The organism is Tepidimonas sp., assembly GCF_036825565.1.
In the GTDB taxonomy this organism is placed as follows: Bacteria; Pseudomonadota; Gammaproteobacteria; order Burkholderiales; family Burkholderiaceae_C; genus Tepidimonas.
In genome coordinates this window covers 13,163-26,496 of record NZ_DAISXZ010000010.1, presented here as the reverse complement: position 1 = coordinate 26,496, position 13,334 = coordinate 13,163, and the positions used below count along the sequence as shown (strand labels likewise).

The window sequence follows — 13,334 nt, the reverse complement described above, 5'->3', positions numbered from 1 at the left end:
AGCCCCATGAGCAAGCACACCCACGCCTTTCAGGCCGAAGTGGCCCGGCTGTTGCACCTGGTCACGCATTCGCTGTACTCCAATCCCGACATCTTTTTGCGCGAGCTGATCTCCAACGCCTCCGACGCCTGCGACAAGCTGCGCTTCGAGGCGCTGGCCGACGCCTCGCTCTACGAGGACCAGCCCAACCTGGAGATCCGCGTCGCCTTCGACAAGGCGGCCAAGACCATCACCATCACCGACAACGGCATCGGCATGAGCGAGGCCGAGGCCATCGAGCACCTGGGCACCATTGCCAAGAGCGGCACGCGCGACTTTTTGCAGCGACTCTCGGGTGACCAGAAGCAGGACGCGCAACTGATCGGCCAGTTCGGTGTCGGCTTTTACTCGGGCTTCATCGTGGCCGACCGCATCACGGTGGAAAGCCGCCGCGCCGGTCTGCCGCCCGAGCAGGGCGTGCGCTGGAGCAGCGACGGCAGCGGCGCCTTCGACACCGAGACGATCACCCGCGCCGCGCGGGGCACCAGCGTCATCCTGCACCTGCGCGACGACGCGAGCGATTACCTTAACCGCTGGAAGCTCAAGTCCATCATCGGCAAATATTCCGACCACATCAGCCTGCCCATCCTGATGCAGAAGGAGGTCTGGGACAAGGACAAGGGCGAGTACGTGCTCCAAGACGAGTGGGAGGCGGTGAACAGCGCCAGCGCCCTGTGGACGCGACCCAAGAAGGACATCAGCGACGAGCAGTACATCGAGTTCTACAAGAACCTGAGCTACGACAGCGAAGCGCCCCTGGCGTGGAGCCACAACCGCGTTGAGGGCAGCACCGAGTACACCCAACTGCTCTACATCCCGGCCAAGGCGCCGTTCGATCTGTGGAACCGCGACAAGCGCGGCGGGGTAAAGCTGTACGTCAAGCGCGTCTTCATCATGGACGACGCCGAATCGCTGATGCCGGCGTACCTGCGTTGGGTCAAGGGCGTGATCGACTCGGCCGACCTGCCGCTGAACGTTAGCCGCGAACTGCTGCAGGAAAGCCGTGACGTCAAGGCCATCCGCGACGGCAACACGCGCCGCGTGCTGTCCATGCTGGAAGACTTGGCCAAGAAGGACGTGTTGCCCACTGGCGAGGCGTGGAAGCAGCTCAGCGCCGAAGAGAAGGCCGAGGCCGAGCGGCAGGCCGGCAAGTACAGCCGCTTTTATGCCGAATTCGGCGCCGTGCTCAAGGAGGGACTGGGCGAAGACTTTGCCAACCGCGAGCGCATCGCCAAGCTGTTGCGCTTTGCCTCCACCCACAGCGACGCCGTCAGCGTCAGCCTGGCCGATTACAAGGCGCGTATGAAGAAAGGCCAGGAGGCCATCTACTACATCACCGCCGACACGCTGGCTGCCGCCAAGAATAGCCCGCAGCTCGAAGTCTTCCGCAAGAAGGGCATCGAGGTGCTGCTGATGACCGACCGCGTCGATGAATGGGCGCTGTCGTTCCTGCACGAATTCGACGGCACGCCACTGCAAAGCGTGGCCAAGGGCGCGGTGGACCTGGGCAAGCTGCAAGACGAGGAAGAAAAGAAAGCGGCCGAACAGGCGGCCGAGACCTTCAAGCCCGTGCTCGACAAGCTCAAGGACGCCCTCAAGGACAAGGCCAAGGATGTGCGGGTGACGGCGCGGCTGGTCGATTCGCCCGCCTGTCTGGTGGTGGAGGACGGCGAATACTCCATGCAATTGGCGCGCCTGCTCAAGCAGGCGGGCCAGAAGGCGCCGGAGGTCAAGCCCATCCTGGAGGTCAACCCCAGCCATGCGCTGGTGCAAAAGCTCGAGTCGCACCCGCGGTTCGAGGACCTGGCCCACATCCTCTTCGACCAGGCGCTGCTGGCCGAAGGTGGTCTGCCAGAGGATCCGGCGGCGTATGTGCGCCGCGTCAGCGCGCTGTTGGTGGCCTGAGCGCCGCCCCCGTGCGGGGCCCGCGCCGGGGTGGGCGCCGTCCGCCGCGTAAGATGCGGTGCGGCGATCGGCCAGCCAACAGGAGGCACGGCGCATGGGGGCGGAACCCCCGACTTTGCGGGACCGCTACTGGTCCCAGCCGGTGCTGCAGGCCAATCTGCTGGTGTTTGCCGACTTACTCGGCGCTCTGGCGTTGGGCTTGCTGGTGGGCGAGGGGCCATGTGCGGCGGCGATCCTGTTGTCCGTGCTGACTGCCCTGCGGATGCTGTGGGGCGGCCGCAGGCATTTCGTCGTGGCGGCGGGCCGCACGGACCTGACCATGTGGTCGGTTGCCCCGGCGGGCACCTACCCCAGCGTGCTGGCAAACTCGATGATCTTGCGGTGATCCGGGGGCAGCAGCGTGTACTTGATGCCTTCGGCAGTCAGGTGGGTCCGCATCTCGTTGTCCATCTCGCGCGCGCGATTTTCGTCCTGCAAGCGGCCTGCGCGGATATAGGGCTTGTCCGGGTCGCGCTGGGCAAAGACGTTGACGTTGTCGAACTGCCGGTACCACTCCAGGATCTGGCGGCGCGCCTTGTCCACGTCGCAGACGTTGTCCGGGTGGCGCGCGTTGTAGTAGAGCAGCTGCGGCAGGCCGCCTTCGGTTACCAGGTACTGCACCTGACCATCGAGCACCTCCAGCAGGCGGAACTGGTGCAGCGCGATGCCGTACTGGTTGCGCAGCGCTTCGTGGTCCCCCTGCCAGACCAGGGTCTTGGCCACTTCGGGCACCAATTCCACGGTCTTGTGCATCAGGTGCAGCTTGAGCACGATGGCCGAGGAATACAGGGATTTGTCACAGCCCGGGCCGCCGACGATGTTGATGACCTTGGTCGGGTAGCGCCGCAGTTTGTTTTCCGGCAGGTTTGGCGTCACGTAGCCGACGATGGTGCCCATAGCAGTCTCCTCAGCCGGGCCGCAGCCCCGGCCGGTTTCAATCCTAGCACCGCCGTGGGCGCCTGTGTGTAGCGGGGGCAACCCCGGCCGTATGATTCGCTCATGACCCGACCCCCATCCCCCCGGCGCGTGCCCGCGGGTCCGCTCCCCGAGGTGTTGGCCGAACTGCATCCCGGCCAGTCGATCGCGCTGCTGCAGGAGCTGCACATCCTGACGCGCGACGGGCGGCTCAACCAGGATTCGCGCCGCAAGCTCAAGCAGGTCAATCACCTGCTGCAGTTCATCGAGCCCTTGCTGCAGGCGGCCGTGGCCGAGCGCGGCGACGTGACCATGGTGGACCACGGGGCGGGCAAGTCGTATCTGGGCTTTTTGCTCTATGACCGCTTTTTCGCGGCGCGCCCGGTGGGTGCCGTCTGGGGTGTGGAGGCGCGGCCCGATTTGGTCGAGCGTTCCGCCGCCTTGGCGCAGCGGCTGGGCTTTGCGCGCATGCACTTCGTGGCCGCCACGGTGCGCGCGGCGATGGCCGCGCTGCCCGCCCAGGTGGATGTGGTGACGGCCTTGCACGCCTGCGACACGGCCACCGACGATGCCATCGACTTTGCCTTGCAGCGCCGGGCCGGCGCCATCGTCGTGGTGCCGTGTTGCCAGGCCGAGGTGGCCGCCGCGCTGCGCCGCCACAAGGCGCTGCAGTTGGCGCGCACGCCGCTGGCCGAGCTGTGGCGCCACCCGCTGCACACGCGCGAGTTTGGCAGCCAGGTCACCAATGTGCTGCGCTGTCTGCGGCTGGAAGCGAGCGGCTACGACGTGACCGTGACCGAGCTGGTGGGTTGGGAGCACTCGATGAAAAACGAGCTGATCGTCGCGCGCCGCACCGGCCGGCGCAAGCGCAGCGCGGCCGAGCGCCTGGCCCGCATGCTCGATGAACTGGGCCTGGGGGAACTGCGCGCGCGTTTCGCGGTCGCATGACCATGGCTGGTTTCGATCCGAAGCTGGCGGCGCTGGTCGTGTGGCCCGCGCTGCTGTGGCTGGCCTGGTGGCTGGCCGAGCTTGCCCAGCCGCGCGGCGTGCCGCGGGTGAGCGTCTATGTCGCGGTGGGCTTGGTTGGTAGCGCCATCGGGTTGGCGCCGGGCTCGGTGGCGGAGGGCGGGGGCGCGGCGCTGCTCGCGCAGTTTGCGCTGTCGTTGGTGCTGTTCGAGCTGGGCTGCCGCATCCACCTGGGCTGGTTTCGCCACAATCCGTGGGTGTTGGTGACCGGGGTGGCGCAGTCGGCGGCGATTTTTGCGGCGGTGGCCTGGGCCCTGGGGGCGGTTGGTGTGGCGGCCGAGTGGCGGCCGCTGGTGGCCGCGGAGGCGGTTGCCGCGTCGCCGGCCAGCCTGCTGCGGGTGGCCAACGATTTGCGTGCGGCCGGCCAGGTGACCGAGCGTGTGCTGCATCTGGCGGCCATCCAGGCCGTGCTGGCCGTGTTGTTCGTCAAAGGCGTGTCCGGGTACTGGCACCTGAGCGCCCAAGGCGACTGGGTGCAGGCCGCCCTGAGCAGCGTGTATGCCGTCGGCCTGTCGGTGGCGTTGGGGGTGGCGCTGGCGGTGATGGTGACAGCGCTGGTGCGCGGGCCGTTCGGCACGTCCACCGCGCCCACGGTGGGCTACGCGCTCGCGTTGGTGTGGCTGACCGTTGTTGCGGACGCGCTGCGTCTGTCGCCGCTGCTGGCGGCGTTGAGCTTTGGCGTGCTGCTGCGCGAGCGCCGGGTGTTCGTCGCCAACGCCCAGCGCGATTTCGGCACCCTGGGGTTGTTGCTGGGGGTGTTTTTGTTCGTCTACGTCGGCTCGCGCATGTCGTGGGGCGCGCTGACGCAGGGGGCGGTGTGGGCCGCCGCGGCGGTGGTGCTGGCGGCGCGGGTGCTGATCCCGGTGGCGTTCAACGCCGCGCTGGCCGTGCCCAGCGGCACGACCGTGCGCAAGGGCGTGCTCACCGGCGTGGCGCTGCTGCCCATGTCCGCCATGACCCTGTTGTTGCTGGAGCGCAGCATCGCGCTGGGGCTGCCGCCAGCGACCGAGGCCTTGTGGCACCTGACGGCCGCCCTGCTGTGGCTGGAACTGCTCGGCCCCTGGGTGAGCCAGTGGGCGCTGGTCGCCGCGCGCGAAGCCGTGCTGGCCCCAAGCGGGCCAGACCGTGGGGGGGCGTCAGCGTCCCCGCCGCATTGAGGAGTGGTCGATGCCGCTGGAGCCGTTCAAACAGTCCGATGCGCTCTCGATGGGGGTCGAGCTGGAGCTGCAGATCGTCAATACCTACGATCAGGACCTGTCGAGCAGTGCGGACGACCTGCTCGCGCTGCTGAAGCGCGTGCCGTTTCCCGGCAGCGTCACGCCGGAGATGACGCAGAGCATGATCGAGATCGCCACCGGCGTGCACACGCGCCATGACGCGCTGCTGGCGCAGTTGCGCGCGATCCGCGACACGCTGCTCGCGGCGGCCGAGCGGCTCAACGTCGAGCTGGCCGGCGGCGGCACGCATCCGTTCCAGCGCTGGTTCGAGCAGCGCATCTTCGACAAGCCGCGCTTCCAGCAGCTCTCGGGCCTGTATGGCTACTTGGCCAAGCAGTTCACTGTGTTCGGCCAACACGTGCACATCGGCTGCCGATCGGCTGACGAGGCGTTGTTCCTGCTGCATGCGCTCAACCGCTACGTGCCCCACTTCATCGCGCTGTCGGCTTCCTCGCCGTTCTTCCAGGGGGCGGACACGCTGTTCGACTCGGCGCGGCTGAACTCGGTGTTCGCCTTTCCGCTCAGTGGCCGCGCGCCGTTCGTGCTGCGCTGGGATGACTTCGAGCAGGGCTACTTCCGCAAGATGGAGTCCACCGGGGTCGTGAAGTCGATGAAAGACTTCTACTGGGACATCCGCCCCAAGCCCGAATACGGCACGATCGAGCTGCGCGTCTGCGACACGCCGCTGACGGTGGAGCGCGCCGCCGCGCTGGCGTGCTACCTGCAGGCGCTGTGCCGCCACCTGGTGGAAGGCGGCGAGCCGCCGCAGGAGGACGACTACCTCGTCTACACCTACAACCGCTTCCAGGCGTGCCGCTTCGGGCTGGAGGGCACGCTGGTGCACCCACGCACGCGCGAGCCGCTGTCGATCCGCGAGGACATCCTGGCCACGCTGCGGCGGCTGGAGCCGCACGCGCAGGCGCTCGGCAGCGCGGCGGCGATGGCGGAACTGGAGGCCGTGGCTGGCGCGGTCGGCAACCACGCACGCCAGCTGCGCGCGGTGCATGCGCGCACCGGCAGCATCCAGGCGGTGGTGCGCGCCGCGGTCGACGCGCTGCGCGACGGCGTGCTAAGCTGACCGGCACGCGCCCCCGGTCCGCCCCGTCCCTTTGGGGACGCCGGTGCCGGGTGGGTGCGCGCTTTCCCGCATCCACCACCCAGGAGACGACACCGATGCCCGGCCTGCTGCCCCACATCGACCCGGACGGTCTGCTCGAATTTTCGGTCGTCTACACCGACCGCGCGCTCAACCACATGTCCAAGCGCTTCCAGCGCGTCATGACCGACATCGGCGGCATCCTCAAGGAGGTGTACGGCGCGCACTCGGTGGCGCTGGTGCCGGGCAGCGGCACCTTCGGCATGGAGGCGGTGGCGCGCCAGTTTGCCACCGCGCGGCGCGTGCTGGTCATCCGCAACGGCTGGTTCAGCTACCGCTGGACGCAGATCTTCGACATGGGCCGCATCCCGGCCGAGGCGCATGTGCTGAAGGCCCGCCGCGTGGCCGAGGAACTGCAGGCGCCGTGGGTGCCGGCGCCGCTGGACGAGGTGGTGCGCACGATCCACGCCCTGCGCCCGGCGGTGGTGTTCGCGCCGCACGTGGAGACCGCCGCCGGCATGATGCTGCCGGACGACTACCTGCGCGCGGTGGGCGAGGCCGCGCACGCGGTGGGCGGGCTGTTCGCGCTGGACTGCATCGCCTCCGGCGCGATGTGGGTGGACATGCGCGCCAGCGGCGTGGACGTGTTGATCTCGGCGCCGCAGAAGGGCTGGAGCGGCTCGCCGTGCTGCGCCATGGTGATGCTGTCGCAGCGCGCGCGCCAGGCCATCGATGCCACCACCAGCACCAGCTTTGCCTGCGACCTGAAGAAGTGGCTGCAGGTGATGGAGACCTACGAGCAGGGCGGGCACGTCTACCACACCACGATGCCGACCGACGCGCTGGCGCGCCTGCGCGACGTGATGCAGGAGACGCGTGACCACGGTTGGGCCGCGATGAAGGCGGCGCAGGCCGAGCTCGGCCGGCGCGTGCGCGAGCTGTTCGAGGCGCACGGGCTGCGCAGCGTGGCCGCGCCGGGCTTTCAGGCCCCGGGCGTGGTGGTCAGCTACACCGACGATGCGGAGATCGCCAGCGGTCGCAAGTTCGCCGCCGTCGGGCTGCAGGCCGCCGCCGGCGTGCCGCTGATGTGCGACGAGCCGGCGGACTTTCGCACTTTTCGCGTCGGCCTGTTCGGGCTGGAGAAGCTGCTGCACGTCGAGCGCACCGTCGGCCACCTGCGGCAGGCGCTGGACGCGCTGGGCCTGCACGAACGCGCGCCGGCTGCCGTGGCCTGACAGGGCGGCGTGGCGGGGTCGGTCCATTCGCGAAAAAAATGCGACAGCCAACCTAGAATTCGCTAAAAATCCCTCAACCAGCACCCCCTGCCATGCTGACCGAACCCTTCGTTGCCTTTACCCCCGACCCCACGCCGGCTGCCGTGCAGCGGCTGGCCGCCGAAGCGCTGGCGAGGGGTGCGCGCGGCCTGATCGTCTGGGCGGCCGATGCCAACGGCCTCGCGCCGGCAGACGTCGATGCGTGGCTGGCGCAGCTGCCGGTGCCGGCGGCCGGCGGCGTGTTCCCGCAGCTGATCCACGGCGGCGACAACCACGAGCGTGGCTACGTCGTCGTCGGCTGGCCCAGCGCCTTCGAGGTCGTGCACGTCGACGGCCTGTCGCGCGACGACACCGACGCCGCGGCGGCGCTGGCGAAGGCGCTGCCGGCGCCGGACGGCGTGGCCGCCGTGATGGTTTGGGTCGACGGGCTTGCACCGCGCATCGCCGCGGCGCTGGATGCGGTGTACGACCAGTTCGGCAGCGATGTCACCTACTTCGGCGGCGGGGCCGGCAGCCTCAGCTTCCAGCCGCGCCCGTGCCTGTTCAGCCGTGAGGGGCTGCGCGCCGATGCGCTGCAGCTGGTGCTGTTGCGCGAGCGGCTGGCGCTGGGCGTGGACCACGGCTGGCAGCCGCTGGCCGGCCCGTTCGTCGTCACCGGCGGCCACGGCCCGGTGATCGAATCGCTCGACCACCGCCCGGCCTACGAGGTCTACCGCGACGCGGTGCGCAGCGACGCTGGGCGCGACCCGGCGCCGGAAGGCTTCTTCGACGTCGCCAAGGGCTACCCGTTCGGGTTGGACACGCCCGATGGCCGGCTGGTGGTGCGCGACCCGATCACCATCGAAGGCAGCGGGCTGCGCTGCGTTGGCGACGTGCCGCCGTACAGCCTGGTGCATCTGCTGCGCGGCGACCCGCAGGCGCTGGTGCAGGCGGCGGCGCGCGGCGCGCAGGCGCTGGCCGCCACGCGCGGGCCGGTGCTGGTGGCCGACTGCATCAGCCGCGTGCTGTACCTGGAGCAGCGCTTCGGCGAGGAGCTGGCCGCCATCCGTGCCGTCATCGGCGACCGTGCGCTGGCTGGCGTGCTGACGCTGGGCGAGGTGGCCAACGGCGGCGACACCTGTCTGGAGTTCTACAACAAGACCATCGTGCTGGCCGCGCTGGCCGCCGACGCCGATGCCTGAACAGCTGCTGCGCCGCAATCTGGCGATCGTCTCGCTGCAGTACGAGCTGGCGCTGTCGATCGGGCAGGACCTGCACCTGGAGCCGATGCTTCGCCGCTTCGTGCCGACGGCGCTCAAACTCCTGGGTGCGCGCGCCGGCGCGGTGTGGGAGGGCGACGCGGCGTCGGTGCTGGTCTACCCGGCGCGCGTGCGCGAGCACCTGCCGCCGCTACAGGACTGGCCGGTGCCGGCGTTGGGCCAGGCGCGGCCGGCGCACGACGGCGGTGTCTGGCAGCGCGCCGCGCTGCCAGACTTTGGCTGGATCGCGTGGCTGCGCTCGCAGCCGGTGGACGACGATGTGGAGCGTGCGCTGCTGCCGATCTGGCAGCGCCTGGCGCTGGCCTGCCGCGCTTGCCGCCAGCACGAGCAAACCGAGGAGCTGCGCGCGCGCGCCGAGGCCGCCAACGTCGCGCGCGGGCAGTTTCTGGCCAATATGAGCCACGAGATCCGCACGCCCTTGAGCGGTGTGGTCGGCATGCTGGAGCTGGCGCTGGACCACACCGCCGAGCCGACGCTGCGCGAGACGCTGACCACCGCGTTGGGCGCGGCGCGGCACTTGATCGACATCGTCAACGACATCCTGGATCTGTCCAAGATCGAGGCCGGCCGGCTGGAGCTGCGCGACGAGGCGTTCGATCCGCGCGCGCTGCTGCGCGACATCGAAGGCGCAATGCAGGCCTCCGCACGCCTGAAGGGCCTGATGCTGACGGTGCAGGGCGGCGAGGCGCTGCCGCCGCGCATGCGCGGCGACGCCACGCGGCTGCGCCAGGTGCTGTTCAACCTGGTCGGCAACGCCATCAAGTTCACCGACCGCGGCGGCGTGACGCTGGCGGTGCGCGCCGAGCCGCAGCCGGACGGCCGCTGGCGCACCGAATGGGTGGTGCACGACACCGGCATCGGCATCCCGCCGGCGCAGCTGGCGCGCATCTTCGATCCCTTCGTGCAGGGGGAGGGTGCTGCCAACCGCCGCTACGGCGGCACCGGGCTGGGGCTGGCGATCAGCCGCGAGCTGGTGCAGCGCATGGGCGGTGCGCTCACCGTGCAGAGCACGCCGGGGCACGGCAGCACCTTCACCGTCACGCTGCCGCTGGCGCCGGCCGAGCCGGCCCAGGACGCCGCCGCCCCGCCGAGCGCGGCGCCGGTGCCCGCCGACGAGGAGGCCGGGGCCGTGCTGCCGCTGGACATCCTGGTGGCGGAGGACCATCCGGTCAACCGCCGCGTGATCGAGGCGCTGCTGACGCGCGCCGGCCACCGCGTCACCTTCGCCGACGACGGCCGTGCCGCGGTGGCGCTGGCGCAGCAACGCGCCTTCGACCTCGTGCTGATGGATATGCAGATGCCGGAGATGGACGGCTTGCAGGCCACCGAGGCGCTGCGCCGCTGGGAGGCCGCGCAGCCGGGCCGCGCGCCGCTGCGCATCGTCGCGCTGACCGCCAACGCCTTCGGCGAGGACCGCCAGCGCTGCCTGGCGGCCGGCATGGACGGCTTTCTGGCCAAGCCGATCGAGCGCGCCGCGCTGCAGCAGGTGCTGGCCGACGCTCAGCGCGCAAAGCGCCGCCGCGTCAGCGCCAGCGCCAGCCAGAACGCCGCGAGCGCATAGCCGGCCAGCACCGCCAGGTGCCGCGCCGCCTCGGCCGGCCAGTGGTCCAGAAACAGCGGCCGCACCAGCTGCACCGCGTGCGTCAGCGGCAGCGCTTCGCCGACCGCCTGCACCCAGCCCGGCAGCTGCTCGCGCGGGAAGAACACGCCCGAGACGAACATCATCGGCGTCAGGAACAGCGTGAAGTAGTAGGTGAAAAAGTCGTAGCCCTTGGCCAGGGCATTGAAGACCAGCGCCAGACTCGCAAACGTCACGCCGGCCAGCGCCAGCACCGCCCACGCCAGCACGAGCTTTGGGCTGTGGCCGATGCCCAGCAGCAGCATCACCAGCAGGATGGCGGTGGCGGTGAACAGGGCCTTGAACGCCGCCCACAGCATCTCGGCCAGCGCGATGTCGTCCAGCGTCACCGGGGCGTTGAGGATGCCGTCCCAGGTGCGCTGCACGTGCATGCGCGAAAACGCCGAATACAGCGCCTCGAAGGTGGCGGCGTTCATCGTGCTCATGCAGACGCTGCCGCTGGCCAGGAACACCAGGTAGGGCACGGTTTGCGCGCCGCCGCCGGGCAGGGGCAGCGTCACGCTGCCGACCAGCGCGCCCATGCCGTAGCCGAACGCCACCAGCCAGATCAACGGCTCGGCGATGTTGCCGACCAGGCTCGGGATCGCCAGCTTGCGCCAGACCAGCAGGTTGCGCCGCCAGACGGCCACGAAGCGCCCGCTCGGCCGCGGCGGGGCCCAGAAGGCGGGGTTGAAGGCGTCGCGCATCGGGGTTCATCCTTCGGCGCGGATCTGCCGGCCGGTCAGGCGCAGGAACAGATCCTCCAGGTTGGCCGGCCGGTGCAGCAGCCGCAGTTGCGGCCGGCCGGCCAGCCGCGCCAGCAGCGGGCGCGCGTCGCGCGTGTAGAGGAAGGTCGTCTCGCCGTGCGTCTCGATGCGGCCCGCCAGCGCGCGCGTCTCGTCGTCCAACAGCGCCGCCACGTCCGGCTGGCCCTGCTCGCCGTACAGCTCGATCACCTCCGGCTCCAAATGCTGCGCGATCAGCGCGCGCGGGGCCCCTTCGGCGATGCGCCGGCCGCGATCGACGATCACCAACCGGTGGCACAGCCGTTCGGCCTCGTCCATGAAATGCGTCGTCAGCAGGATGCTCTTGCCCTGCTGCAGCAGGCGCTGCAGCCGCTCCCACATCAGGTGGCGCGCCTGCGGGTCCAGCCCGGTGGTCGGCTCGTCCAGCAGCAGCAGCGCCGGGTCGTTGACCAGCGCCCGGGCCAGGCTCAGGCGCCGCCGCATCCCGCCCGACAGTTCCCCCGGGCGCGCATCGGCTTTGTGCGAAAGCGCCGCAAACTCCAGCAGCGGCCCCATGCGCGCGCGCAGCGACGTTTGCGGCAGCCCGAAGTAGCGCCCGTAGACGAGAAGGTTTTCGGCGCAGGTGAAGTCCGGATCCAGCGTGTCGAACTGCGCCACCACGCCCAGCCGCGCCTTGATCGCGCGGGCCTGCTGCGGCATCGGCAGCCCGAAGACCCGCACCGAACCGGCGTCCGGCGCCACCTGCCCCAGCACCATGCGCAACGTGGTCGTCTTGCCCGCCCCATTCGGCCCGAGCAGCCCGACGCACTCGCCCGCCGCGATCGCCAACGACAGATCCTCCACCACGGCGCGCCCGCCGTAGCGCTTGGTCAGCCCGTCGATGTGCAGCAACGTTTCGGCCATGGATGCATTGTGCCGTGGCGGATAGGTTCCGGCCGGCACGTCGGCGTCAGCGGCAGACCCGTCTTACGGTCTTGTCCCCGATGGATATTCCTGTATATCCATTGGCGAAAGAGCGGAGAGCGTCATGCAGATCGCCCGCTGGGGCAACAGTCTGGCCGTGCGCCTGCCGGCCGCGGTCGTGCGCGAGCTGGGCTTGCGGGAGGGCGACGAGGTCGAGATCGTCGCGCTGCAGCGCGACCGCTGGGCGGTGCGCCCCGCCGAGGTGCCGGCAGCCCTGCGGGCGCTGCGGCGGCTGCGGGGCCGCGTGCCGGCGGACTTCCGCGTCGACCGCGAGCAGGCTCAGGAGCGTGCCTGACGCGTTTCTGGACACCAACGTCCTCTTCTACCTGCTGTCGGCCGACACGCGCAAGGCCGACATCGCCGAGGCGCTCGTGGCCGCCGGGGGCATCGTGTCGGTGCAGGTGCTCAACGAGGCGGTGGCCGTGGCGCGGCGCAAGCTGGTGCTGCCGTGGGCGGAGATCCAGGCGTGGCTGGCCGCCGTGCGCGCCTGCTGCCGCGTGGCGCCGCTGACCGAGGCGGAGCACGACCTCGCGCTCGACCTCGCGGCGCGTCACGGCCTGGCATGGTACGACGCGCTGATCGTCGCCAGCGCGCTGCAAAGCGGCGCCGGCACCCTGCTGACCGAGGATCTGCAGCACGGCCAGCGGTTCGGTGGCCGGCTGCGGGTGGTCGATCCTTTCAGGGGGTGAGGCGGGATGCGGGGCGTTCAGTCGCGCGTCAGCACGCCGGCCCGACCGAAAGCGCCATCGGACGGTCTCAGGCTGCCCGTCGGTCTGCCACAAAGCCTCGGCCATCGGTGGGTTGTGCCAAGGCCCGCTGCTTCCGATTGCTAGACTCCGGGGCGGAGGTCCCGAGGCCACATGCCCACACTGAACTGGATCGGCAAAGAAGCCGTCGTCAAACACCACAAGGAAGTGCCCTTTCGCCTCTTGGAGCCGGTGCCGGAGTTTTCTTGCGGCGCTGCCGACAGCGGCAACCTCATCGTGCAGGGCGACAACCTGCACGCCTTGAAGGCCCTCTTGCCGCGCTACGCCGGGCAAGTCAAGTGCATCTACATCGACCCGCCCTACAACACCGGCAACGAAGGCTGGGTGTACAACGACAACGTCAACAGCCCGGAGATTCGTCGCTGGCTGGGTGAGGTGGTGGGCAAGGAAGGCGAGACGCTGGATCGGCACGACCGCTGGCTGTGCATGATGTACCCGCGCCTCGTGCTGTTGCGGCAGTTTCTGCGCGA

Annotated in this window: 13 protein-coding genes and 1 pseudogene; 11 read left to right on the top strand and 3 right to left on the bottom strand. The window is 70.0% G+C overall.

Annotated elements, in window-relative coordinates:
• Positions 1-6 precede the first annotated feature (6 nt).
• Together htpG and V7026_RS02940 are read left to right on the top strand one after the other, a co-directional pair.
• On the top strand, positions 7-1,944 hold the full coding sequence (gene htpG, locus V7026_RS02945) for a molecular chaperone HtpG (RefSeq protein ID WP_334153781.1): 1,938 nt from the start codon (positions 7-9) through the stop codon (positions 1,942-1,944).
• A gap of 94 nt (positions 1,945-2,038) precedes the next feature.
• Positions 2,039-2,329: a hypothetical protein gene (locus V7026_RS02940; protein ID WP_334153779.1), complete on the top strand. Its 291-nt coding sequence runs from the start codon at positions 2,039-2,041 to the stop codon at positions 2,327-2,329.
• On the opposite strand, the gene V7026_RS02935 is transcribed toward V7026_RS02940, so the two are convergent.
• Complete coding sequence (locus V7026_RS02935) at positions 2,290-2,880, bottom strand: hypothetical protein (RefSeq protein WP_334153777.1); 591 nt, start codon at positions 2,878-2,880, stop codon at positions 2,290-2,292. The genes V7026_RS02940 and V7026_RS02935 overlap by 40 nt on opposite strands.
• Before the next feature lie 102 nt (positions 2,881-2,982).
• Here V7026_RS02935 and V7026_RS02930 point away from each other — a divergent pair, with 102 nt between their 5' ends.
• The 6 genes from V7026_RS02930 (at position 2,983) to V7026_RS02905 (ending at position 10,331) form a co-directional block, all read left to right on the top strand.
• Positions 2,983-3,846, top strand: a complete 864-nt coding sequence (locus V7026_RS02930) for a class I SAM-dependent methyltransferase (RefSeq protein ID WP_334153774.1) — start codon at positions 2,983-2,985, stop codon at positions 3,844-3,846.
• A gap of 2 nt (positions 3,847-3,848) precedes the next feature.
• The gene (locus V7026_RS02925; protein WP_334153773.1) at positions 3,849-5,081 is read left to right on the top strand and encodes a cation:proton antiporter domain-containing protein; all 1,233 of its coding nucleotides are present in this window, start codon (positions 3,849-3,851) and stop codon (positions 5,079-5,081) included.
• A 10-nt stretch (positions 5,082-5,091) separates the two neighbouring features.
• Entirely contained in the window at positions 5,092-6,219 is a 1,128-nt protein-coding gene (locus V7026_RS02920; protein ID WP_334153772.1) for a YbdK family carboxylate-amine ligase, read from the top strand.
• 95 nt (positions 6,220-6,314) lie between these two features.
• On the top strand, positions 6,315-7,472 hold the full coding sequence (locus V7026_RS02915; protein WP_334153771.1) for an alanine--glyoxylate aminotransferase family protein: 1,158 nt from the start codon (positions 6,315-6,317) through the stop codon (positions 7,470-7,472).
• Positions 7,473-7,564: 92 nt separating this feature from the next.
• Positions 7,565-8,692: an FIST signal transduction protein gene (locus V7026_RS02910; protein ID WP_334153769.1), complete on the top strand. Its 1,128-nt coding sequence runs from the start codon at positions 7,565-7,567 to the stop codon at positions 8,690-8,692.
• Positions 8,685-10,331, top strand: a complete 1,647-nt coding sequence (locus tag V7026_RS02905) for an ATP-binding protein (protein WP_334153767.1) — start codon at positions 8,685-8,687, stop codon at positions 10,329-10,331. The genes V7026_RS02910 and V7026_RS02905 overlap by 8 nt, the downstream gene beginning before the upstream one ends.
• Here the strand turns inward: V7026_RS02905 and V7026_RS02900 are convergent.
• Both V7026_RS02900 and V7026_RS02895 read right to left on the bottom strand, forming a co-directional pair.
• Positions 10,271-11,095 (bottom strand): ABC transporter permease, encoded by an 825-nt coding sequence (locus V7026_RS02900; RefSeq protein ID WP_334153765.1) that lies wholly within the window; start codon positions 11,093-11,095, stop codon positions 10,271-10,273. The two genes, V7026_RS02905 and V7026_RS02900, sit on opposite strands and share 61 nt — an antisense overlap.
• Before the next feature lie 6 nt (positions 11,096-11,101).
• Positions 11,102-12,037: an ATP-binding cassette domain-containing protein gene (locus V7026_RS02895; protein WP_334153763.1), complete on the bottom strand. Its 936-nt coding sequence runs from the start codon at positions 12,035-12,037 to the stop codon at positions 11,102-11,104.
• Positions 12,038-12,161: 124 nt separating this feature from the next.
• On the opposite strand from V7026_RS02895, the gene V7026_RS02890 reads away from it, so the two are divergent.
• The 3 genes and pseudogenes from V7026_RS02890 to V7026_RS02880 all read left to right on the top strand — a co-directional run.
• Positions 12,162-12,392, top strand: coding sequence for an AbrB/MazE/SpoVT family DNA-binding domain-containing protein (locus tag V7026_RS02890; RefSeq protein WP_334153761.1), 231 nt, complete (start codon positions 12,162-12,164; stop codon positions 12,390-12,392).
• Positions 12,385-12,786, top strand: coding sequence for a PIN domain-containing protein (locus tag V7026_RS02885; RefSeq protein ID WP_334153759.1), 402 nt, complete (start codon positions 12,385-12,387; stop codon positions 12,784-12,786). The genes V7026_RS02890 and V7026_RS02885 overlap by 8 nt, the downstream gene beginning before the upstream one ends.
• Positions 12,787-12,957: 171 nt before the next feature.
• Positions 12,958-13,334 (top strand): annotated as a pseudogene (locus V7026_RS02880) (site-specific DNA-methyltransferase); the annotation flags it as partial.